Annotated in this window: 19 protein-coding genes; 9 read left to right on the top strand and 10 right to left on the bottom strand. The window is 64.0% G+C overall.

All coding sequences use genetic code 11. The features are described from left to right. Window positions 1–272: 272 nt before the first annotated feature. The 3 genes from DOM57_RS00730 (at window position 273) to DOM57_RS00720 (ending at window position 3,620) form a co-directional block, all read left to right on the top strand. Window positions 273–1,373, top strand: a complete 1,101-nt coding sequence (locus DOM57_RS00730) for an extracellular solute-binding protein (RefSeq protein ID WP_204352816.1) — start codon at window positions 273–275, stop codon at window positions 1,371–1,373. A gap of 77 nt (window positions 1,374–1,450) precedes the next feature. Continuing rightward, window positions 1,451–2,764 (top strand): ABC transporter permease, encoded by a 1,314-nt coding sequence (locus DOM57_RS00725; RefSeq protein WP_338056446.1) that lies wholly within the window; start codon window positions 1,451–1,453, stop codon window positions 2,762–2,764. 4 nt (window positions 2,765–2,768) lie between these two features. Continuing rightward, the gene (locus tag DOM57_RS00720) at window positions 2,769–3,620 is read left to right on the top strand and encodes an ABC transporter permease (protein ID WP_110647325.1); all 852 of its coding nucleotides are present in this window, start codon (window positions 2,769–2,771) and stop codon (window positions 3,618–3,620) included. A gap of 45 nt (window positions 3,621–3,665) precedes the next feature. Here DOM57_RS00720 and DOM57_RS00715 read toward each other — a convergent pair whose 3' ends face one another. Then, window positions 3,666–4,805, bottom strand: coding sequence for an NAD(P)/FAD-dependent oxidoreductase (locus DOM57_RS00715; protein WP_110647324.1), 1,140 nt, complete (start codon window positions 4,803–4,805; stop codon window positions 3,666–3,668). A 219-nt stretch (window positions 4,806–5,024) separates the two neighbouring features. Between DOM57_RS00715 and dkgB the strand changes: the two genes are divergently transcribed. Together dkgB and DOM57_RS00705 are read left to right on the top strand one after the other, a co-directional pair. Continuing rightward, window positions 5,025–5,837: a 2,5-didehydrogluconate reductase DkgB gene (dkgB, locus tag DOM57_RS00710; protein WP_110647323.1), complete on the top strand. Its 813-nt coding sequence runs from the start codon at window positions 5,025–5,027 to the stop codon at window positions 5,835–5,837. 187 nt (window positions 5,838–6,024) lie between these two features. Continuing rightward, window positions 6,025–6,414, top strand: a complete 390-nt coding sequence (locus DOM57_RS00705) for a hypothetical protein (protein WP_110647322.1) — start codon at window positions 6,025–6,027, stop codon at window positions 6,412–6,414. Window positions 6,415–6,493: 79 nt separating this feature from the next. On the opposite strand, the gene DOM57_RS00700 is transcribed toward DOM57_RS00705, so the two are convergent. Genes DOM57_RS00700 through DOM57_RS00690 form a run of 3 tightly spaced genes read right to left on the bottom strand, consistent with a single transcriptional unit; the run spans window position 6,494 to window position 9,074 of the window. Then, entirely contained in the window at window positions 6,494–7,684 is a 1,191-nt protein-coding gene (locus DOM57_RS00700) for an amino acid aminotransferase (RefSeq protein WP_110647321.1), read from the bottom strand. A gap of 24 nt (window positions 7,685–7,708) precedes the next feature. Further along, the gene (locus DOM57_RS00695) at window positions 7,709–8,056 is read right to left on the bottom strand and encodes a 4a-hydroxytetrahydrobiopterin dehydratase (protein WP_110647320.1); all 348 of its coding nucleotides are present in this window, start codon (window positions 8,054–8,056) and stop codon (window positions 7,709–7,711) included. A 31-nt stretch (window positions 8,057–8,087) separates the two neighbouring features. Beyond that, a complete protein-coding gene (locus DOM57_RS00690) occupies window positions 8,088–9,074 on the bottom strand; it encodes an aldo/keto reductase (RefSeq protein WP_110647319.1) in 987 nt (328 codons plus the stop codon). Window positions 9,075–9,273: 199 nt separating this feature from the next. On the opposite strand from DOM57_RS00690, the gene DOM57_RS00685 reads away from it, so the two are divergent. The 3 genes from DOM57_RS00685 to DOM57_RS00675 are packed head-to-tail and all read left to right on the top strand — an operon-like array spanning window position 9,274 to window position 16,550. Next, a complete protein-coding gene (locus tag DOM57_RS00685; RefSeq protein WP_110647318.1) occupies window positions 9,274–10,731 on the top strand; it encodes a hypothetical protein in 1,458 nt (485 codons plus the stop codon). Window positions 10,732–10,734: 3 nt separating this feature from the next. Further along, window positions 10,735–11,658 (top strand): hypothetical protein, encoded by a 924-nt coding sequence (locus DOM57_RS00680; RefSeq protein ID WP_110647317.1) that lies wholly within the window; start codon window positions 10,735–10,737, stop codon window positions 11,656–11,658. Further along, a complete protein-coding gene (locus tag DOM57_RS00675) occupies window positions 11,655–16,550 on the top strand; it encodes a coiled-coil domain-containing protein (protein ID WP_110647316.1) in 4,896 nt (1,631 codons plus the stop codon). Before DOM57_RS00680 ends, DOM57_RS00675 begins: the two co-directional genes overlap by 4 nt. Before the next feature lie 114 nt (window positions 16,551–16,664). Here the strand turns inward: DOM57_RS00675 and DOM57_RS00670 are convergent, their stop codons facing one another. Both DOM57_RS00670 and cfa read right to left on the bottom strand, forming a co-directional pair. Next, complete coding sequence (locus tag DOM57_RS00670; RefSeq protein ID WP_110647315.1) at window positions 16,665–16,964, bottom strand: hypothetical protein; 300 nt, start codon at window positions 16,962–16,964, stop codon at window positions 16,665–16,667. Window positions 16,965–17,140: 176 nt separating this feature from the next. Next, the gene (gene cfa, locus DOM57_RS00665; RefSeq protein WP_110647314.1) at window positions 17,141–18,292 is read right to left on the bottom strand and encodes a cyclopropane fatty acyl phospholipid synthase; all 1,152 of its coding nucleotides are present in this window, start codon (window positions 18,290–18,292) and stop codon (window positions 17,141–17,143) included. 378 nt (window positions 18,293–18,670) lie between these two features. Between cfa and DOM57_RS00660 the strand changes: the two genes are divergently transcribed. Further along, entirely contained in the window at window positions 18,671–18,976 is a 306-nt protein-coding gene (locus DOM57_RS00660; RefSeq protein WP_110647313.1) for an MTH1187 family thiamine-binding protein, read from the top strand. A 115-nt stretch (window positions 18,977–19,091) separates the two neighbouring features. Here the strand turns inward: DOM57_RS00660 and DOM57_RS00655 are convergent, their stop codons facing one another. From DOM57_RS00655 to DOM57_RS00640, 4 genes are all read right to left on the bottom strand, one after another. Next, window positions 19,092–19,472: a hypothetical protein gene (locus DOM57_RS00655; protein ID WP_110647312.1), complete on the bottom strand. Its 381-nt coding sequence runs from the start codon at window positions 19,470–19,472 to the stop codon at window positions 19,092–19,094. Between the two features lie 156 nt (window positions 19,473–19,628). Then, window positions 19,629–20,525 carry a LysR family transcriptional regulator ArgP gene (locus DOM57_RS00650; RefSeq protein ID WP_110647311.1) on the bottom strand — a complete coding sequence of 299 codons (897 nt, stop codon included), beginning with the start codon at window positions 20,523–20,525 and terminating at the stop codon, window positions 19,629–19,631. Between the two features lie 167 nt (window positions 20,526–20,692). Continuing rightward, window positions 20,693–22,060, bottom strand: coding sequence for a TrkH family potassium uptake protein (locus DOM57_RS00645; protein ID WP_110647310.1), 1,368 nt, complete (start codon window positions 22,058–22,060; stop codon window positions 20,693–20,695). 58 nt (window positions 22,061–22,118) lie between these two features. Further along, window positions 22,119–22,775: a potassium channel family protein gene (locus tag DOM57_RS00640; RefSeq protein WP_162619401.1), complete on the bottom strand. Its 657-nt coding sequence runs from the start codon at window positions 22,773–22,775 to the stop codon at window positions 22,119–22,121. Window positions 22,776–22,821: the final 46 nt, after the last annotated feature.

The following is a 22,821-nucleotide window of genomic DNA, read 5'->3' as shown; positions in this document are numbered from 1 at the left end:
CATACACTCAAAGTCAGGTGGCCAGATTCACTGTGCCACTACACCCGCCTGTCGGTATGTGGCAACGATGAATTCATCATCAAGACGCCCAACGCGACCGGGCAGGGCTCGCTCAAGCCCGGACAGAGCGTCGAGATAGGCTGGTCGACGGCCGATTGCCGCGCCCTGGACGCCTGATTCCGGGGGAGGCGCAAGGAATCCTGTATCGGCAGGAGAGGTCATGCGAGCTGAAGGCATGATCAAGAGAAGTACAAAAACAAACGGAGAATCGAATGCTCAAATCAAGACTGTTCAAGGGAACGGCCATGGCCGCCGTCGGGCTGTCGGCGTTGTCGCTGGCGATCGGCGCTCACGCGCAGACGCTCAATATCGTGTCCTGGGGTGGCGCCTACAGCATGAGCCAGCAGAAGGCCTACAACGAGCCCTGGATGGAGAAGAGCGGCGACAAGATCGTCAACATCGATCGCAGCGGCAACGCCCTGGCGGGGCTGCGCGCCCAGTCCCAGGCGGGCAACGTCACCTGGGATCTGGTCGACATGTTGCCGGCCGATGCCAAGATCGCCTGTGCCGAGGGCCTGATCGAGCCGATCGACCACGACGCGATCCTGGCGGACGCGCCTGACGGCACGCCGCCCAGCGAGGACTTCGTCCAGGGCTCGCTGGATGAATGCTTCATTCCCCAGATCGTCTATTCCAACATCGTCGCCTTCAATACCGAGATGTTCCCCGAGGACCATCAGCCGAGCACCATCGCCGATGTCTTCAATCTCGAGGAATTTCCCGGCAAGCGCGCACTGATACGCAAGCCCATCAATAATCTCGAATGGGCGCTGGTGGCCGATGGCGTGGCGCCGGCGGACGTCTACGACGTGCTTTCCACCGAAGAGGGCGTGCAGCGTGCCTTCGCCAAGCTCGACACCATCAAGGACCAGGTGATCTGGTGGACGGAAGGGGCCCAGCCGCCGCAGCTGCTGGCCGACAAGGAGGTGGCCTTCGCTTCCGCCTACAACGGTCGCATGTTCAATGCCCAGGTCAGTGAAAACCAGCCGTTCAAGATCATCTGGGATGCCCAGGTGTTCGAGCTGGACGGCTGGGTGGTGCCCACCGGCAAGCTCGACAAGGTCAAGGACTATCTGTACTTCGCCACCGACACGCAGCGTCTCGCCGATCAGGCCAAGTACATCTCCTACGGCCCGGCGCGCAAGTCCTCGGCGCCCATGGTGTCGACGCATGCCGAAACCGGCATTCCCATGAAAACGCACATGCCGACCTACCCACCCAACTTCAAGACCGCCATTCCGAAGGACAACGAGTTCTGGGCCGATAACAACGACGAGCTGACCCAGCGCTTCGACGCCTGGCTGGCCCAGTGATCCGCTGATCGACGGGCTGTGGGCCGCGCCGGCATGGCGCGGCCCCGTTTCATCGTTAGTCTTTCCCGGAGGTACGCGTGTCCCAATCCGCTCCCTATCCCGACCCCGCCATGGGCGCGCCAGATGACGCGCCAACCGGGGCAGGGGCCCCGAGCGCCGGTTTGACCACGGCCGATGGCGTGCCCCTCAAGAAGAGCCTGCGCCGCGCGGTGCGCCGCTCGAAACTCAAGGCCTTGCTGCTGGTTTCGCCGTTGCTGGCTTTCCTGGTCATCGCCTTCGTCATGCCGATCTTCGACATGCTCTGGCGCAGCGTCGACAATCCGGAAGTCTCGACCACATTGTCGCGTACCGTCACCGCTCTGGAGGGGTGGGACGGTCAGTCGATACCCGACGAACCGGTATTCGCCGCGCTGGCCGCCGATCTGCGCGAAGGTCAGGCGGATCGCAGTCTCGGCCTGCTGGCGAGCCGCCTGAATTACGAAAAGTCGGGCATGCGCTCGGCGGTGATGGGCAGCGCAAGGCGCATCGCCCGGGTCGAGCCGCCCTACAAGGCGGCGCTGATCGACATCAACGACGCCTGGGGCGAACTCGATACCTGGCAAGTCATCCAGCGCGAATCCTCACCCTATACCCTGTCGTATTACCTGGCAGCGCTCGATCGCAAGTATTCTCCGAGCGGCGAGATCGTCCAGGTGCCGGAATATATGCAGGTTTACGTCAATCTGTTCTGGCGCACGCTGTGGATGAGCGCGGTCATCACTTTGACCACGCTGGTACTCGGTTATCCGATTGCCTTCCTGCTCGCCAACCTGCCGCTGCGGCATTCCAACCTGCTGATGATTCTGGTGCTGTTGCCGTTCTGGACCTCGCTGCTGGTGCGCACGACGACCTGGATCGCGATCCTGCAGTCCCAAGGCGTGCTCAACGACATGATGGTGGCGCTGGGCGTGATCGCCGACGATGCGCGCTGGCAGATGATGCACAACAAGATTGGCACCATCATCGCCATGACGCACATTCTGCTACCGTTCATGATCCTGCCGCTGTACTCGGTGATGAAGACGATTCCGCCGAGTTACATGCATGCGGCTCGTTCCCTGGGCGGGCGCCCCTTCCTGAGTTTCCGCCGGGTGTACTTTCCGTTGACCATTCCCGGCATGGCGGCGGGCAGCATTCTGGTATTCATCCTGGCGATCGGCTACTACATCACGCCGGCGCTGGTCGGCGGTCAGTCGGGAATCTTCATCACCAACTACATCGCCTACCACATGCAGACTTCGCTCAATTGGGGCCTGGCGGCGGCTATCGCGTCGATCCTGCTGTTCGTGGTCATCGCCCTCTATATGATCTTCAACCGCCTGGTCGGTGTCGACAAAGTCAAGCTGGGGTAATCCAATGGCCGTTCCTTCCTATGCCACCCGTGGCGAACGCATCTGGCATTACGTCTTTCTGGTGCTCTGCGCGCTGATCTTCCTGTTCCTGATCGGGCCGTTGATCGTCATCATTCCGCTGTCGTTCAACGCCGAGCCCTATTTCACCTTCACCCCGGCCATGCTGCATCTCGACCCGGCCGGTTACTCGTTGCGCTGGTACCAGGATTTCTTCTCCTCGAGTGACTGGCTGAATGCTATCAAGAACAGCTTCATCGTCGGCATTTCCGCAACGATCCTGGCCACCGTGCTGGGTACCGTCGCCGCTCTTGGACTGTCGAGCCATCACATGCCGGCACGTGGGGCGATCATGACGTTGCTGATCTCGCCGATGATCGTGCCGCTGATCATCTCGGCAGCGGCGATGTTCTTCTTCTTTTCGAAGATCAACCTGGCGCAGACCTATGCCGGGGTCATCCTGGCGCATACCGTGCTCGGCATTCCTTTCGTGGTGATCACGGTGACGGCCACCTTGTCGAGCTTCGACACTTCGTTGATTCGCGCCGCGCACAGCCTGGGAGCCAATCCGACTCGCACTTTCTTCAAGGTGGTGCTGCCGCTGGTGACGCCGGGGGTGGTGTCGGGAGCGCTGTTCGCCTTCATCACGTCCTTTGACGAGGTCGTGGTGGTGCTGTTCATCGCTGGCCCCGAGCAGCGCACCATGCCGATCCAGATGTGGTCGGGTATTCGTGAGCAGATCAGCCCCACCATCCTCGCCGTGGCGACGATGTTGGTCATCCTGTCGATACTGCTGTTGACCACGCTGGAGCTGCTGCGGCGGCGCAACGAGCGGATGCGTGGAATATCGCCCGGCTGAGCGGGCATTGGTAGAGGATTCGATTGGCGAATACCGGGCCCAGCCTCATGAAGGCGACAGCGAACGGTATCTCGATACCCGGTATCGATCGCGGCGGTGCTTCAATCGACGTACCCAGCGGCCGTAGCACCACAGATGACCACGCCAGGCGATATCGCGCAGGTCCCCCAGGTTGAGCGCCCGCCAGCCCATCCTTGCGGTGATGCAAGGTTCGAGGGCTTGGCCACGGATCGAGCGCTCCAGATTGTCGAGCAGACACTCTGCCTGCTCGCGTGCCGCCGCCGAACGGAGCGAGGCGTTGCGCAAGCTGGCGTGGGTCAAGAACAGCCGGGGATCGGCCTGGCAGCGTAGCGTGTCTTCCACCATGACGTCCCGGGCGGGCTCCTGGTCGATGAGCATGCGGTCCAGCAGCGCCGGGGGCCGGTCGGCATCGGTGACCAGCAGATAGTCAGCCTGGATCGGGCTGCCGTCATCGAGAATCAGGCGGCGCTCTTCATAGCGCGTTGCCTTGGCAACCAACTCTATCTGTAGGCCCCGGCGGGAAAGACGACGAACCAACCAACGATTGGCGCGTTTGGGCGCGTCGGGTAGCAAGCGGCGATCATCGCTGATCAACGTCACCGGTAGCCGCCTGCCGTAGCGTTCGCCAAGTGCCAGCAGGTTAGCCGCGAGCTCGACGCCAACGGAGCCTCCACCGACGACGACGACGCTGGGCAGAACCCTGGTTTCGCCCGCGAGTTCCGTTTCCAGGCGCTGGCGCAGCGTCCAAAGGTCTTCAGGGAAGGGCAGAAATACCGCTGACGCCGTATAAAAACCGGGAATGCGGCGCTCGTCGATACGCGGAGACAGATCGAGCGACAGCCAGTCGTAGGTTAGACGGCTACCATCGGTTAACGACAATCGCCGTTGCGCGAGATCGACCTCGCCAACATCGGCGGCGATGTGGGTACCACCCCGGGCGGTGATCCGATCGGCCGGCAGGCGGAGCTCATCGAGCTGCCATTCGCCGCCCAGCATGCCCCCCAACCAATCGCGGAACCAGAAGTCGTCTCGAGTGACGAGAGTGACACGTGCCCCGGCACGCGTCAGCCGGTCGACATTGGCCACGACATGGCGGTGCGCATCGCCGTTGCCGACGAGGACCAGATGCGGAGCAGCAGCGGGAGAAGGCTTGGCGTCTGACATGCCTCGGTCCGAACGGAAAATCGAGCTTCAGTCTAGGGCCTGTTGCCGTTTCATGCACGGCCGCGCTGAAACGGCAACAGGCCCTTGTGCTGCGCCTCCCGGCTTGGCTATCGGATTCTGGCGCCGACGAGGCGCCAACGGGCTTGAAGTTGCCTTGGCGCGTCTACACTGCAAGAGCGTAGAGTCATCATCGGAACACCCATTATCAGGAGCGATTACATGGCACGTCATATTCTGCCGCAACCCGGTCTGGGCACCTATCGTCTCAAGGAGCAGGTGGTCATCGATTCGGTGACTTCGGCGCTCGAACTCGGCTACCGTCATCTCGACAGCGCCCAGATGTACGGGAACGAAGCCGCGGTAGGCAAGGCAGTTCGTCAAAGCGGCATCGATCGCCGCGAACTCTTCATCACCACCAAGGTCTGGTGGGATAGCCTGAAGCCCAAGCAACTGACCGCCAGCCTGGAACAAAGTCTCGAAAATTTCGGCATCGACCAGCTCGACCTGGCGTTGATTCACTGGCCATCGCCCAACGGCGAAGTGCCGATGGCCGACTACATCGGTGCATTGGATGCCGCGCGCGAGCGGGGGCTGACCAAGCACATCGGGGTCTCCAACTTCACCATCGCCCAGATCGACGAGGCGCTGACGCTGCCGGGCGGTGAGAACATCATCACCAACCAGATCGAGGTGCATCCGTTCCTCGCCAACCGCAAGCTGGTGACGCATTGCCAGGCCAAAGGACTGGAAGTCACGGCCTACATGCCGCTGGCGGTGGGCAAGGTCATGGACGATCCGGTGCTCAAGCGCATCGCCGAGGCTCACGCCGCCACGCCGGCGCAGATCGCGCTGGCATGGATCGCCGCGCGTGACATCATCGTGATCCCGTCTTCCACCAAGCGCGAGCACCAGCAGTCGAACCTCGAGGCGCTGGAGATCCGTTTGCGCGAGGAGGAGATCGCCCAGATCGACCGGTTGGATCGTGGCGATCGTGTCGCCAATCCGGACTTTGCGCCGAAGTGGGATGAGTGAGCAGTTGCCGCTCGGCATCTCCACGGCAGGCGATGTCGATGCCCGCCGTTTCCCGACGGGCCGTCGCGATTCGACGCCGGAATTCGTATCGGCGAATTTTTGCCGCGCTTGCTGGTCGAAAGTACAAACCGCTTCAAGAGGATCAGCAATGCGAGTACGGACGCTCTCCCGACTGGGAGCATGCCTGATGGCCGGCGCTCTCATGCTGCCGGCGCTGGCCCAGGACACGGCCGGGCCTGCCGATGAGTCGGCGCTCGACGTCCAGGAAGACAGTGGTGAAACCCAGTCCCCAGCCAACGCCTCGCAGGTCGATCATGACTCGATCGAGAAGTCCGGTGGCGTCGGGCGCGAGAACGCGGGGTTCGCCGATGGCGGGGCGCAGACACCGGTGGACCAGCGCCCCAACGCGCTCAGCTTCGATCAACTCGATGTCGACGATGACGGCGTCATCGATGAAGACGAGGCGACCAGTGCCCGGCAGGAGGAGATGTTCCGGCAGCTGAACGACGAGCAGGCTGGTGGCGTCACCCGCGAGCGTTTCCGTGAGGCGATGGGAGCCGATACGCTGCAGGAGTGAAATATGCCGGCGCGCTCTTGGACGCCGCGCCGGTCGCAAACGCCCGGTCAAGGCCGGGCTTTCTGGTGTCTGGAACCGCTCAATCGACGACGGCAGCGATCGCCTTGGCAACGTAGGGCAGGTTCTCGCTGGTGAAACCGGCGACGTTGGCGCGGCCGGAGCCGACCATGTAGATACTGAACTCGTCGCGCAGGCGCTTGACCTGGGCGGTAGTCAGACCGGTGTAGGAGAACATGCCGCGCTGCTCGGCCACGTGAGCGAAGCGCTGATCCAGGCCATAGGGCTTGAGCGAGTCGACCAGGTCGCGACGCAGGCCATTGATGCGATCGCACATCTCGGTCAACTCTTCCTTCCAGATCCGCGTCAGCTCCTCGGATTCGAGAATATCGATCACGATGGCCGCACCGTGGGACGGCGGCGTGGAGTAGTTTTCGCGCGCCACGATCGCCATCTGCGAACGCACGTTCTCCATCTGCTCGGCGGTCTTGGCGATCACGATCAGGCAGCCGGTGCGTTCCCGGTAAAGACCGAAGTTCTTCGAGCAGGAGCTGGTGATCAGCATTTCGTCGAGGTTCTCGGCCAGCAGGCGGGCGCCGAAGGCGTCGACGTCCAGGCCATCACCGAAGCCCTGATAGGCAAAATCGACCAGCGGCAGCAACTCGCGCTCCTGCACCACGGCCAGCACCTGGCGCCACTGATCCCGGTTCAGATCGAAGCCCGAAGGGTTGTGGCAGCAGGCGTGCAGCAGCACCACATCGCCCTGCGGAATCTGCTTGAGCGTCGCCAGCATGCCGTCGAAGTCGAGCCGGTTTTCGCTGTCGACGTACGGGTAGCGCTGAATCGGAACCTCGGCACCTTCGAAAATGCCGATGTGATTGGGCCAGGTCGGGTTGGAGAGCCAGATGCTCTTGCCCGGCAACTGGGTGCGAATGAAATCCGCCGCCAGACGCAGCGCGCCGGTGCCGCCCGGAGACTGGGTGGCACTGGCGCGATTGGCGGCCAGAACCGGCGAGCCGGCGCCCAATACCAACGGCAGGATCACCTTGGCGTAGCGCGGATCACCGTGGGAGCCGATATAGCTCTTGGTCTGCTCGCTCTCCAGCAGGCGCGCCTCGGCCTGTTTCACGGCGCGCATGATCGGCGTGTTGCCGTTCGCATCCCGATAGACGCCGACGCCGAGGTCGACCTTCTGCGGATTGGGATCCTGGTTGTAAGCTTCGATCAGCCCGAGGATGGCATCCCCGGGGACGCGCTCGATCTTCTCAAACATGGTTTTCCTCAAACATGGCTTTCCTTAAACATTGGAGTGCGCTACCTCGTCGGTTCTGGCGGCCATGATGAAATCGTTGTGGTGCAGCCCCTTGATCTTGTGCGTCCACCAGGTAACGGTGGTCTTGCCCCATTCGGTGGTGAGCGCCGGGTGGTGACCTTGCGCCTCGGCGAGTTCGCCCACGCGGTTGGTGAATGCCAGGGCCTGCGCGAAGTTGCGAAACGTGAAGCTCCGCTGCAATTGCATGATGCCATCGCGCTCGATGATCCGCCACTCGGGGATCTCTGGCGTCAGCTGCTCGATTTCGCGCTGAGTGAGTCTCGGCGCATCCCGGTGGCAGGCGCTGCAGGCCTGCTTGGCGAGTGTGCTCATGATCGAGTCTCCCTGTCTCGTTATGCCTGGCTCAGACGAAGCCCACGACCTCATGCGGCACGTAGTGCGCTTCCAGCTTTTCGATTTCATCCGCGGTCAGCGTGATCTCCAGTGCGCCCAGCGCCTGGTCCAGATGATGGGACTTGCTGGCGCCGACGATCGGCGCGGTAATGCCCGGTTTCTGCAGCAGCCAGGCCAGTGCGATCTGGGCGGGCGAGACGCTTCGTGACTCGGCGATCTGCTGCAGCGCTTCGATCACCGGTGCATCCCGCTCCAGCCCCAGCTTCCAGGCGCGCATCCGCTCGTCGCTCCTGGCGCGCGTGGTAGTGCCCTCGCTGCCCACCGGCTTGCTGCCGGCGAGAATGCCGCGGGCCAGCGGGCTCCAGGGGATCACGCCGACACCCTGGTCCAGGCACAACGGGATCATCTCGCGCTCCTCCTCGCGGTAGATCAGATTGACCATCGGCTGCATGGTCGCGAACTTCGTCCAGCCGTTGCGCTCGGCGACATGCTGCGCCTTGGCGAACTGCCAGGCATGCATGCTGGAGGCGCCGATATAGCGCGCCTTGCCCGCCTTGACCACCTCATGCAGCGCCTCCATGGTCTCTTCGATCGGGGTGTCGTAGTCCCAGCGGTGAGTCTGGTAGAGATCGACGTAATCCATGCCCAGGCGTTCGAGCGAGGCATCGATGGCGTGATGAATGTGCTTGCGTGACAGCCCGCGTTCGTTGGGCGACTTGTTGCCGGTCGGGTTGTAGACCTTGGTCGCCAGCAAGACCTCCTCGCGGCGGGCGAGATCCCTCAGGGCCTTGCCCACGACCCGTTCCGACTCGCCGTCGGAGTACATGTCGGCGGTATCGAAGAAATTGATACCGGCGTCCAGCGCCTGCTGGATGAACGGGCGGCTGTGCGATTCGTCCAGCACCCAGTCGCGCCATTTGGGCGTGCCATAGGTCATGGTGCCGAGACACAGCGGTGAGACTTTGAGGCCGGTACGGCCGAGGCGACGATAATCCATGGGGTTCTCCCGATGACGCGTAAATGAAGGGCATTGTTCACCATAGCAGCCCGGCTCGCCATCGACCGCGACAATCGCCATGACCCGAACGGGTATCCTTGGCATAATGCGGCGCTTTGGAAAGGAAACGCACCTGCGCGGTCGAACGCACCGGCGGGTGTCGTCGTTTCCCCTTGGTTGTTCCCCGTCTGGAGTCGACATGACCGCCTGGAACAAGCTGCTGGTCGCGACGACGCGGCTGCTCGATCTTCACGACAGCGCCCACGAGCCGGGTTCCCCCTTCGTCCAGGTTACCCAGGAACAGCGCCGCGGGCTGCGCGACGGCTACTGGCTCGATCTCGGCTGCCTGCTGCTCGATTATCTGCTCGAGGTGGATTTCGCCACCAACAGCGCCTTCGTCACCCAGCGCCGTTGCCTGGCGCACCTGCGCGGCGAATACCCCGACCTGCCCGCCGACGACCTGAGCTTCGTCATCAACCTGCTGGCGACGCCGAGCGAGATTCACTACCGCGAGTGGCAGCCGGGCGAGCGACAACCGGGTGAGTCGGGGGATGCCGAGACGTTCGATCCCGGGGTTCGCGGCAGTCGCAGCACCAAGCGCACGGCACTGATCGAGAAGCAGGGCCAGACCGGCCAGGTACGCCTGACGCCGAGTGGGCGCCAGGCGGTGACGCTGGCCAGCCAGGTCGAGGATCTGCTCTATTCGGAGTATGACGCGGCCAAGGTCGTCGCCGCGCTCTCGCGTGGCGATTACGCCCGCGTGCCCGACATCACCCAGCAGATCCTGATGGCGATCCGCGCCTTGACCCAGGAACTGCGCCGGGTGCGCGAGAACCCGACCCACGAGGGCAAGCTGTCGGCGCTGATGGACAACCAGCGCCACTACCACAATGCGCTGAGCACGATCCAGAACACGCTGCTCAGCGCCCGCTCGCAGCTTGCCACGCCCACCCTGATCGAAAGCTTCGAGAACTGGGCCGAACGCCAGGAAGAGGAGTGGGACCTGCGCATGCTTTCCGGTGCCATCGGTCGCGTGCTCAACGCCATCGAGAACCTGTCGCGGCGGCTCTCGGAACTGCTCTCGGATATCGCCGAAGGGCGCATACAGTCGATGGGCGTGATCGATTTCGCCGGCCTGGCCCAGCGGCTGTTGCTGTCACCGCCGCCGCAGCGGCTTCGGGATGCCGTGGTCGCGCGCATGATGCCGCTCGGCATGCAGGTGTCGATGCCGCGCATCGAACCGCTGCTGCCGCTGGTGGAGACGCGCCGTGCCGAACGCAGCGGTGCCGCGCTGGTCTTCGACGAAGCCCGCGACACGCCGGCCGCCGACCCGCTGCTGGCGCGCTATCTCAAGGCCCGCGGGCCGGCCCTGCGCGAGCGGCTGCGGCGTGCGCCGTTGTCGCTGCCGGAAGCGCTCGATGAAGGCTGGCACCATTTCGAGACGGATGCCGAAACCCTCGACTGCCTGCCCCAGCTGCTCAACACCTTCGTCGACACCCAACTGCTCGATGAGCATCTGAGCGTGGGCATCGACGATACCCCGTTCGTCATCCAACTGCCCGACGGCCGCCGTATCGAGGGGGCCGTGACGCCATCGCTACGATTACGCGAAACCGCCGCACAACAGCGCGAACCGGCCGAAGAACAGGAAGTCTGATACATGAACATGATGGAAATGGGCGAGGTCGTCGCCTATCTGCTGCGCTATCGTACCGCCGAGCGCGTGCCCAGCGGTGGCCGCAAGCGGCGCGCGGCACGCGAAGGCCAACTCTCCGAGCGCGACGTCTGCGCGCTGATCGACGACGCCCAGGAGAGCGAGCGCGAGGCCTTGCGCGACTTCCTCGCCGGCCAGGGGCTGCGGCTCAAGGTGTTCGAGTCCGGCGACTACCCGGGCATCGCGCCGGGCTCGCGGTTCTTCGCGCTACTGCCGGATCCCGAACTCGAACAGCCGCCGCTCTACACCCGCGAGCCGGTGTTCGAGGCGCTCAAGCTACGCCAGGAGAGCCGCGCCGAACTGGCGCTCTGGTATCTGCAGTTGTGGCTGTTGCTGCACACCCTGATCTACACCCGGCTCAATCGCGCGCTTTCGGACGTCAGCCGCTACCAGGAGGCCACCTTCGTCACCCGCGAACTGGTGGAGCTGGTGCGCGACCAGCTCGAGACCCTGCGCGGCCTGGGCGAGCGGGCGCCGGAAAACAGCCGGGTGCTGCTCGACGAGCGCGGCGAGGACATCCCGCGCCGGGTCAAGGCGTTCATCGACCTGTTGCTGCGCGCGGGCCATCTCGAAGCGGTGCGCGAGACCGACGACGAGGACGTCTGGCAACAGACCCTGCTCGGCGCGCTGGAGGCCGAGCAGATCGGTGTCCATCACTTGACCCATCTGATCGAGTTGACGTCGAGCGAACGGGAGCCCGGCGAGACGATATCCCCGGAAATACCGCCGGCCGGGGAGGCCGTCGATGCCCGGAACGACGAGGTGCCGGTGGCGCAAATACGGGAAGCCGACATGTTCGGCGCCGATGATGCCCAGACCGAAGACGGCGCCGAAACGCCATCCACGGACGCCGAGGAGGATCGCCGGTGAGCGTGATCAATCGCATCGAGATCGCCAACCTGCTCAACAAGCACGGCGATATCGCCTCGCCCTGGGAAGCCAAGATGCGCCATCTGCTGCTCGACCTGCGCGGGCAGTCGAGCGCGATCAGCATGGAGAACGGCTTCGGCAAGACCACCATGGCCGAGGCGTTGATCGGCATGCTGTCGCGGGATCGCCAGCTGCTGACCCGCACCCGGCGCAAGTGTTCGCCGTCCAAGGTCAACGGCGAAGCGCGCAGCTGGACCCACCTGCGGGTCGAGTTCCGTGCCCAGGACGGTGCAGCACAGCAGGACGACATGCTGGCGGTGGCCGGCGAGGAGGTCGCCGGCGAGACCTTCGTATTCGGCATGTACGGCTACAGCGACGGCAGTGGCCTGGTGTTCTACCACTACCCGGGCAAGCTTTCCGACGTACCGGTGCATCACGTCACCCGCGACGGCAAGCTGGCGCTCTACGCCAACGCCGACTTCCAGAGCCTGATGCGTGCCCACGGCGCGACCCGCGCGCATAACCGCGAGGAGTGGCTGGAAGCGGTCGGCGTGCATATCTCGCGCCGTGAACTGGCGCAACTGGCGGCGTTTCAGAAGGAGGGCGGCGCCGACAAGAGCCAGATCTTCAACGCGATCAAGCCGCGTGCCGGTGAAAAGGCCGATCAGGCGTTCTTCTACGAGGTGCTGGCGCCCCAGATTCTCTCCGGCGCCACCCGTGGCGAGACCGACGAGGAAGAGGAACTGATCGAGGACGTGATCCTCAACTCCGGCACCCGCATCACCGAGCTGCGCCACCGTCTGGCCGAGGCCGAGAACGACCAGCAGCGCGCCGACGACAAGGTCGGACGGCTGGCCACCCTCAACCAGGAGGGTGAAGCACTGCTCGAGGCGCGGCATCAACTGGCGACGCTGGACGCCTCGCTGCTCGAGGCCGAGCGTCTGCTCGGCGGCCAGGCACTGGCACCGCTGCCCGGCCTGCCCGGCGATCGCGATGGCGGAGCTGCCGAGCTGGAAAAGGAAGTCGGCGAGGCGGTGGCGGGCTTCGCCTGGGCCATCGGCGATACCGAACGGCCGCGGGTCTCCACCTGGCTGCTGGCGAAGCTGACCCGCCAGGCCGAGCGCAACGTGCGCCTGGCGCTCTCCGAGCGGGGGGCGCGGGTGGACACACACCGACGCCTGATCCATCTGCCCGAGGCGACCTGGATCGTCGCCCGGGATCTCGGTCACGTGGCGTTCGAGCAGGCACGCGCCTGGCTTGCCGACAGCCACGCCTTCGCCGACGATGCCGCCCGCTACCGCGCGCTGGGCGTGCTCGACGATGCCGCCGAGGCTTTCGAAGGGCTCGACGGCAACCGCTTCCGCGAGGAGGTGATCGCCGATCGCGAATACCGCCGCTCGCTGCGCCTGGATGCCGAACGGCTGGACGAGCAGATCGAGCGCCTGGAGCAGGAGCGCGAGCAGCTCGAATCGCGCCAGCGCGACTTCGTCGACAACCAGAGCGTCTATACCCAGGCGCTGGCGGAAGGCCTGTTCGACGAGGCCGAACTGGAAACGCCGGAAGCGACTCGCGACGCGGCCCAGGCTCGACTGGCCGAGGCTCGCCGCGCCCACGCCGAGCACCTCGGCCGCATGGGCGAGCTCAAGCAGCCGGCGCAGTGGTACGCGGCATTCATTGCCGAGCATCCCGATACCGCGCCCGACGAACTGCTCGACGCCAAGCTGGAGCGTCAGCAGACCCTGGAAACCCAGCTCGCCGAGTGGGACGCCGAGGCCCGCACCCTCGACGGCCAGCGCGAATCCACCCGCGAGGCGTTGCAGGGCAAGCGCGAGCAGCGCCAGCGCCTGGAGGGCGAGCTGGCACCGCTGGCTGCAGGGCGCGACGCCTGGCAAGCGTTCTCCGAGCAGTGGCCGGAGCACTCCCCGGTGGGCTTCTGGAGCGCGCGCAAGAGTGCCCTGGCCGGGCACGAGCAGGCGCTGGCGGAAGCGCGGCGCGAGCTGGCCGACGCCGGCGCGCGGCTGGAACGCCTGACGCCGCTCGAGGACGCCGCCGAACGCTATCGGCAATGGCATGGCGAGGCCGCGCCGGTCCATCTGCGCGACACCCTCTACCGCCAGTCCCGCGAATGCCAGGATAGGCTGCATCAACTCGGGCAACAAGCCAGGAACCTGGAGACGCTGCAGCGGGGGCTGGAAGCGTTTCGCGACTTCAGCGAACAGACGCCGGCGGCCTGGCTCAAAGATGCCAAGGTACGCTATCCGCGCCTGCTGCGCGAGCGTGAAACCCTGGCCGGCATCCTCGAGGCCCGCGAGCGCTATCTCGACAGTCTGAGTGGCGATCCGCTGGCGCGCCTGGCAGCCGAGACGGAAGCCCAGCAGTTGCTGGAAGCGCGCGCAGTCGCCTTCCGGCCATTGCATGAAGTGCTCGCCGCGACCGAGGCCGACAGCGAGCGTCGGCGCGCCTGGTTGGCCCAGGCCGCCGGGCAGCTGTTCGCGCCGGTGATCGATGGCGAGGAGCACGCGCGCGAAGCCGCCCAATGCCTGATCGATGCCGGTTGCGGCGTGCCGGTGCTCGAAGCGGGCCGTTTGAATGCCGCGCTCGATCGGGGCGCATTGCCGCTCGGCGCGGTCCAGGGCGTGGAGACGCTGGCGGTGAAAGCGGCGCTCGACCCCGCCTATCTCACCGTGCTGCGCGACGAGATCCAGCAGCGGCTGGCGGTCGATCGCCAGCGACAACAGGCGTTGCAGGAGGAGATCGAGCGTCTCGATCCGCATGGCGAGCGCTTCCGTCTGGCACTGCAGGCCCAGGAAGCGTTGGAACAGGATGCCGAGGTGCGTCTTGCCGCCTTGGAAGCGCAGCGTCAGGCCGTCGAGGCCGAACTCGAGACGCTGACGCCGCGTCTCGGCGAGGAAGCGCTGAAGTCCATCGATGATTACCAGCGCTTCCTCGAAGAGGGCGGCGAAGCGGCGCTCGAAGCGGTACGGGAGGCGCGCGAAGCCGCACAGGCGCGGATCGAGAGCCAGAGCCCGCAGCGCGAGCAGGCGGCGCGCGAGTTGGAGAAGCACGGCGACCTGTGGCTGGCGGCGGAACGCTTCGCGGCGGCGGGCGGGGTCGAGCGCCTCGGTGAGATCGATGCCAGCCTGGCCGCGCTGGCCGAGGACGTGGCCGAGCTCGACGAGCGCTTCGCCGAGATCACGCTCAAGGGCGAGGAGCTCGGCGAACGGCGCGAGCAGTGCCGCGACCAACTGCGCCGGTTGTTCGCCGATGGCGAGCGCGAACGTCTGCGCCGGTTGTCGGCGTTCGTCGCCGAAGATGGCCCGACGTTCATGCAAGACGCCGAGGCCCGCGAGGCCGAACTGGAAGCCGAACTGGCCCAGGCCAGCCGGCGTGCCGATTTCGACTTCGCGCGGATTCGTGCCTACCTGCAGGTACGCGACGAGAAAGGCGGCAATCGCACGCTGGAACGCGACATCGGCCGTCTCAAGCAGGCGCTCAAGGAGACCCGCGACAAGCGCAAGGCCAACGTCCACGAGCAGAACGGGATCGAAACCCGGCTGGCGCGTCATCAGCAGGCGCTCAACGTGACCGACCAACTGGCGGTGGCCTGGCTCGAGGTGCTGCGCCAGCTGCCCGAAGGCTGGATCGATCGCGCCACTGCCGATGCGCGGGCGGGATGGCCGACGGATCACCCCGAGGCCGAGCGGCTGGACACGGCGCTGGCTGAATGGCGCTCCTGGCTGGCGGCGTCGCTCGATGTCGAGGACGCTGACGCTTTCGAGGCGGAAGCGTTCGAGACCTGCCAGCAGACGCTGCTGGAAGGGCTGGGCAGTCTCAATCTCGGCGAGCGCGCGCGCAACCGGGAACGTCAGGCGCGCGACGTGGCGGCGCGGGAAAAGGCACTGGCGCTGTCACTCGAAGCGGCCAGTGCCAGCCGGCTGTTCAACGACACCGAACGTGCGCGCTTGGGCACGCTGGAAGGCGTCAGCCTTGATGCGCTGGAATCGCTGCGCGGGCTGCATCGCCAACTGGATGGCCAACTCGACGAGCATCGCCAGCGGGTGGCGCGGCTGCATGCTTCCCGCGAGCAGATCGAGGATACGCTGGTCGAGCGCCTGAGTTCGATCATCATCGATGCCGCCGGCAACCTGGAGATTCTCAAGCGCGTGGCGCGGCGTTCCAGCGACGGCGGCGCCTATTTCGAGGTCAAGGCCGAGCTGATTGCCGACGAGGCGGTGCGCGAACTGATCCAGCAACTGCTGGCGGACATCGACGCCCACCTGGCGGTGCAGCGCCGGCGCATCGAACAGGCTGGCGAAGGAGCCAAGGGCGGCCGCGACGACGAGCTGACGCGCCAGATACGGCGGCGCATCTATCGCGGCCTGTTCCGCGACGTCACCATCCGCATTAAGCACGACGCCATTCGCCCGCACGGCCGGCTGTTCTCGCTCAACGAGGATATGTCCGAAGGTCAGCGCGAGGCGGTCTCGCTGATGTGGCTGGTGAAGCTCTCCGAGTTCGCCATCGAGCGCGAACTGCGCGAACTGCCGGGTAGCCAGAAGCGGCGCGCGCGTGCCAGTCGCGAGAGCGTGATCCTGCTCGACGGCTTGTTCTCCAAGCTCTCCCATCGCCGCCTGATCCAGGATTCGCTGGAGTCGCTGCGCAACACCCGTGGGCGCTTCCAGATGATCGGTCTGATCCACAACCCCAACTACGAGAACGATCCGAGCATCTTCCCGACCTACCTGGTCGGCAGCGTGATCGGCGGCCAGCAGGGGCAGGGCGGGCACGTCATCGTACGCGAGGGGCGCCAGGTCGCGCCGGAGGAAACCGGGCGCGGCAACGGCGAGGCCAGCCTGTTCGGGATTCATGTGACGCCGGCGGCGGTGGAGTGATCAACAAGGCCCGCCTTGGCGGGTCTTAAGGATAACGGACCCATGGTTAGATTCGGGTAGGATCAGCTCTCCGCGCTAATGTGGGCTACGAGCTACGAGCTACGAGCGTCACTATTATGGAATTTGCCACCCCTTGACGCCTTCCAGACGGCGCTGGACGACCATCGCCCGTGCCGGGTCTTGCGTCATGGATGACGCAAGAGGCGCGTGGGGCAGGGATGCCCTTTCGCGCCGACCCGAGCGCGGGCGATTGGCGTTCAGGGTTTCGCCGTCTGTGGCGTCGAAAAAGGGGAGCGCGAGGGGCTTGCCCCTCGCATTCACGAGCAAAAGGTTGGTCGATACTTCGACAGTGGTAAGCTGATCTGCTCGAATTTGTTGGCAAATGGAGCTTGTTATCAAGTTGAAGTCGGGCATGTCGAGTCTTGATATTTCCAGCCGAGAATTAGCGCGGTGAATCGTAGCGCCCGGCGTGATCGCGGCGGTGGAGTGAGGCAATGAGAAAAAGGGCCTGCCGCTATGGCAGGCCCCTTTTGTCCACTCGAGCAATACCCTTCAATAATCCTCGTAGCTCGTAGCTCGTAGCTCGAGATTCAACGCGGCGCGTCGTAGCGCCCGCCACGGCCGTTGGAGAACACCACCTGCCACAGCTGGATGTCGCGGGCACGGAAGGCGCCGGCACAGGAGCCGAGGTAGTAGAGGAACATCCGCTTGACCCGCTCGCTGTAGTTGTCGGCGATCTCGTGCCAGTGGGCGAGCAGGTTTTCCTGCCAGGCCATCAAGGTGCGGTCGTAGTCGGCCCCGAAGTTCTGCCAGTCCTCCATCACCAGCTTGTGTTCGGCGGCGTCGGCGATCTGCTGGACCGACGGCAGTACGCCGTTGGGGAAGATATATTTGTTGATCCAGGGATCGACACTGATCTCGTTGGTGTTCGAGCCGATGGTATGCAGCACGAACAGACCACCAGGTTTGAGCAGGCGTGTGACGGTATCGAAGTAGACGTCATAGTTACGCTGGCCGACATGCTCGAACATGCCGATCGAGACGATGCGGTCGAACTCGCCGGTCAGTTCGCGGTAATCCTCGAGAATGATCTCCACCGGCAGTCCCTTGCAGCGCTCGCGACCCAGCTTGGCCTGTTCTTCGGAGATGGTGATGCCGGTGACTTCGACGCCGTATTTGCGGGCCGCGTGCTCGGCGAAGCTTGCCCAGCCACAGCCGATGTCGAGTACCTTCATGCCGGGTTCGAGGCCGAGCTTGCGACAGGCGAGATCGAGCTTGGCGATCTGCGCTTCGTGCAGCGTTTCGGCCTCTTTCCAGTAGCCGCAGGAGTAGCACATGGTCTCGTCGAGCATGCGCGTGAACAGGTCGTTGCCGAAGTCGTAGTGTTCCTTGCCGACGATGTAGGCTCTGGCCTTGCTCTGCAGATTCATGAAGCTCGACTGCAGTTTGTAGATCACTCGCTCGGCGGTGGTATGGGCCGCGCCGCCGAGCCCGTGGCGCAGCAGCCGATGAATCATCTCGTCGATGCGGTCGCATTCCCACCAGCCATCCATGTAGGCCTCGCCGAAGCCGATGGAGCCCTGGCGGATAACGCGCGAGAACAGATCGGGATGGTGTACGCGGATGTCCCAGGGCTGGTCGCCGTTGAGGGCCACGCCGGAACCCTCGAGCATCTTTTCAATGGCTTGGCGGGCGCGGGTGTTCGGCAGTGCGACGGGGGCGATCGGTGTATTACTGGTCATGGTCTTTCCTAGCGAAGGGCACGCTACATTCCCTTGCCGCATGGAACTCTCGTACTGCGCAGGCGCTGAAAAACGACCTTGTAAGCTACGGAATCGACCGCGCTGATGCGATTTCTCGATCATTTTCCACTCGCTCGAGACGGTCCGAGGGATCGAACGACGGCGACGGAACGTGGTGTACCTCGGTCCCTGTTCCCTGATTTGTTGGCATTGAATACATTGCGTGCTAACGGCTTGGTCGTCAATAAGCCTAGCGCTATTACTGCAATAGTCTAGCTGCGCTTATGATTTTTGCCTGCGATCGTCGACAGGCGTTAATCGTACATGGGGACTATACGTGCCAGACTGCCTGACTGAGCCAGAACCAAGGAGGAGCATATGCACGTCATTATCGATCTATGCGTCGTACCGCTGGGCGTGGGTGTGTCGGTTTCGTCTTACGTGGCGCAATGCCAGCGTGTCATCGAGGCCTCCGGCCTCAACTACCGCATGCATGCCTACGGGACCAACATCGAGGGTCCCTGGGACGACGTCATGGCGGTGGTCAAAGCCTGCCATGAGCGGGTTCATGGCATGGGCGCGCCGCGCATCACCACGACGTTGAAGATGGGAACTCGGACCGATCGGGACCAGCGGATGGATGACAAGGTCGCCAGCGTGGAGACGCTGTTACGCGACGGTTGACATGAGCGGTGGTGACCGACATGACCGCTGGAATAGCGCTGCGTCATGGAATCAATGCCCGCGAAAGTCCGTGAACCGGTTCCGTGGGCATTGATCCGGACTGATTTGGTGAGAATCAACGGCAGCGAATCGTCCAGGTCGCCTTGTAGCCGTCACCTTCCTGCGTGGCCGCCTGCAACTCGGTATCTTCGTTCACCGTGGCGCCCTCGAGCTGGGAACTGGCGTCCGAACTTTTCTGCATGTTGTCGTCGGGCCCCATCATCTGCTGCTCGACGATCACGAACTCCTCGCGATCCTCGGACTCGCACTGCTCGAGTGCGCGCTGTTTGGCGTTTTCGAGCGCTTCGTCCTGGTCGTCTCCGAGGCCGGTCACGACATAGTCGGTACTGTCCTTCTCCACCGAGCTGCTGTCACTGGCGCAGCCGGCCAGCGTGCCTAGCGTGATTACCCCGGCGAGGGCCATCCATAGGGCGGTTTGTGGACGCTTGTGGGTCATGTCACTGTCTCCTTGTGTCATTCTCTTGCAGGCAAGTCTCCGGGCTCGCCGACTTTTCGCACACCGCCTAGTCTAGAACACCGATCTGGACGCGCAAGTAATTGGATCGCAAGAAGAAGTTGTCGTTCGCCGATGGCGATTCGCTGGCAACACGCATCAACCCGTGGCCAACACCGGCGTCAGCCAGTTATCGCTGACCGAGATCAGGTGATCGGTCAGTGCGTCGAGCAGTTCCCCCCCGTGGCGCCAGTAGTGCCAATACAGCGACACGTCCAGCGGATATTGCGGATCCAGGTCGACCAACTGGCCTGCCTCCAGCGCCTGCAAACCCAGACTCTCGGGTATCAGCCCGTAGCCGATGCCAGCAAGCGCCATGTGCAGAACGCCCTCGGAAGAGGGGCAGACATGATGGGGGAAAGAGCCCTTGAAGCCGCGAATGGCGAAATAGCGCTGATGTAGACCTTCATTGGGACCGTAGAGAATGGCCGGGGCGTGGGCCAGCGCCTGCGCGGTTATCCCGTCCGTGAAATAGTGTTTAGTAAACGCCGGACTCGCCATCACGCGGTAACGCATGTTCCCCAACTGGCGGGCCCGGGCGCCTTGCACCGGACGTTCGGCGACGCAGATGCAGCCGGTGACTTCACCATCGCGCATGCGCTTCAGGGCACCTTCCCGCTCATCCACGACCATGTCGAGCAGCACGCCGTGGAGGTGACAGAAATCGCCGACGGTTGGCGCCCACCAAGAGGCAAGGCTGTCGGCATTGATCGCCAGCCGTAGTCGTTGTGTGCCTTCTCCGAGCGCCGGGATCTGGTCGAGCAAGTCGTGCTCGAGCAGTTGTACCTGCTGCGCATGGTTGAGCAGGCGCTGGCCCAATGGTGTGGGCATCAGGCGAGGCGTGCGGACCAGAACCGGCTGGCCCAGGCGGGCCTCCAGCAGCTTGATGCGCTGAGACACGGCGGACTGGGTCAGGTTGAGTTGCTGCGCGCCACGCTCGAAGCCGCCCTGATCGACGATCGCCGCTAGTGCTTCCAGAAGCTTGTAATCCAGCATCAACACCGCCTCTAATGCCTTATGAGATACATTAATTTTTGATTAACGATCATATCATCCTATCCGGCGAAGCCGCTTAAAGCGGGATAACATCTGAGGTTTTTTGTCGTTCAGGGTTCATGGGCTGGCGTGGGTCCGAACATCGCCGGCCGACTTGAGATAAAGGCCTAGCCGATCTGGATCTCGCCCTTGGCATAACGGACTCCACGGGCCCGGCGGGTGGCGAGGAAATACCCCACCGAGAGCGGTCCGACGCGACCGAGCAACATGGTCAGCCCGAGCAACAACTGGCCAGGTAGGGAAATATCCTCGGTGATGCCACGTGAAAGGCCGACGGTGCCGAAAGCGGAAACGGTTTCGAAGGCCAGATCGAGGAAGGACTGGTCACGATCGGTGATGGTCAGGCCGAACAGCGTCAGGAACACGAGCAGGACTCCGGCCAGTGCCACCGTAATCGCCTTGATCACCGTCTCCTGAGAGATCGAGCGACCGAAAACGGTAGGATGCTCGGTGTTGCGATAGAACGCCCGTGCGGTTAGCAGCAGCACGACGAAGGTACCGATCTTGATTCCGCTCGCCGTCGAGCTGGAGCCGGCACCGATGAACATCAGCAGCATGGTCAGCAGCGTCGAGGCATCGGTGAGCGAGGCCGTATCCAAGGTATTGAACCCCGCCGTTCGCGGCGTGACGGCCTGGAACCAGGCGGCCTGAAGGCGCGCAAAGAGATCGCTCATGCCGCCCAGCGTATGCGGGTTCGACCACTCGAGGCCCAGCAGCAGCGCGGTGGCGATCAAATTCAGCCAAAACGTCGCCAGCAGGACCACCTTGGTCTGCATGGCCAGACGTGACCAGCGGCGTTGCCGATAAATGTCGCTGACCACCACGAACCCCAGACCACCGACGATGAACAGCAGCGTGACGACGGCGTTGACCAGCGGATCGTTCACTTCCTGGGTCAGGCTGTCCGGCCAGGTCGAGAAGCCGGCGTTATTGAAGGCCGACACGGCATGGAAGACGCTGTGCCATAGGCCCATCGGCCAGCCGTACTCGGGGACCCAGCGCATGGCCAGCAACGCCGTGCCGAAGCTTTCGACGAGCAGGGCGAAGACAATCACCAGCTTGATCAATTTGCGAATGTCGCTGAAGGCGATCTCACCGAGTGCCGCACGCACCAGATTCTGTTGTTGGAGCGGCAAGCGTGCGCCGAGCAGCAGCACCGTGAGCGCGGCGAAGGTCATGAATCCCAGCCCGCCGACCTGGATCAGCAACATCACTATCAGTTGCCCGCCGAAGGTCAGATCGCTGCCGACATCGATCACCGAAAGCCCGGTCACCGTCACCGCCGAGGTTGCCGTGAACAACGCCTCCGGCCATGACAACGGACGTGTCGCGCTGCCCGGCAGCCACAGCATCAGCGCGCCGGCGGCGCATAGCAGGGCAAAACCCAGCAGCAGGACTTCCGGCGGGGAGAGACGAATGATGCTGCCGTGGGGCGCGCGACGGAAGGGGTGTCTGAGTCGTTGCCAGCGCCTCATGGGTACACTCCGCGCCAAGCCTGGGCGTGCGAACCGCCGGATCGTGAAGCCGGACACATCATAGGTGCTTGCCGATTTCGCGCAGGGCCTGCAGGTCGCCCATCAGTATCAGATGGTCGCCGGCATCGAGTGGTGTGTCGTCGGCGGGGTTACGGATCACTTGCTGGCCGCGCTTGATCGCGACCAGGAAGATCGCCTCGCGATCGATGGGCAGATCGGCGACACTGGTGTACTTCTCGACCAGCTGCCCGGTGGTTTCCACTTCGATGATGAACTGGTGTTCGCCGAGGCGGATGAAATCGACCATGGCGTGGTAGTTGAGGCTCTCGGCGACGCGGACGCCGACGTCATATTCGGGATAGACCACCCGATCGGCGCCGAGGCGCTCCAGTAGCTTGTAGTGCGAATCGCTGTGCGCCTTGGCCCAGATCTCCTTGGCCCCGAGCTCCTTGGCGTGGAGCATGCAGATCATGCTCGTTTCCAGGTTGTCGTCGACATCGATGACGACGGCGTCATAGGCCTCGAGGAAGAGCTCGGCGAGGGCCTTGTCGTCGGTGAGATCGGCGATCACCGCATGGTCGAGTACGTCCGCCACGGCCTCCACCCGGGCTTTATCGCGATCGACACCGAGGACCTGGTTCTGATGGCGCTTCAGTTCGCGGGCCACGGTAGTGCCGAAGTAGCCAAGGCCGAGAATGGCAAATTGTCGGGACATCGGAAACTCCTCGTATCGCTTGCCGCCGCGCGGGCCTTTTCCGCTC

The organism is Salinicola peritrichatus (assembly GCF_003206715.1).
In the GTDB taxonomy this organism is placed as follows: domain Bacteria; phylum Pseudomonadota; class Gammaproteobacteria; order Pseudomonadales; family Halomonadaceae; genus Salinicola; species Salinicola peritrichatus.
Note: the sequence above shows the minus strand (reverse complement) of the source record. Positions and strands in the feature narration are given on the sequence as shown.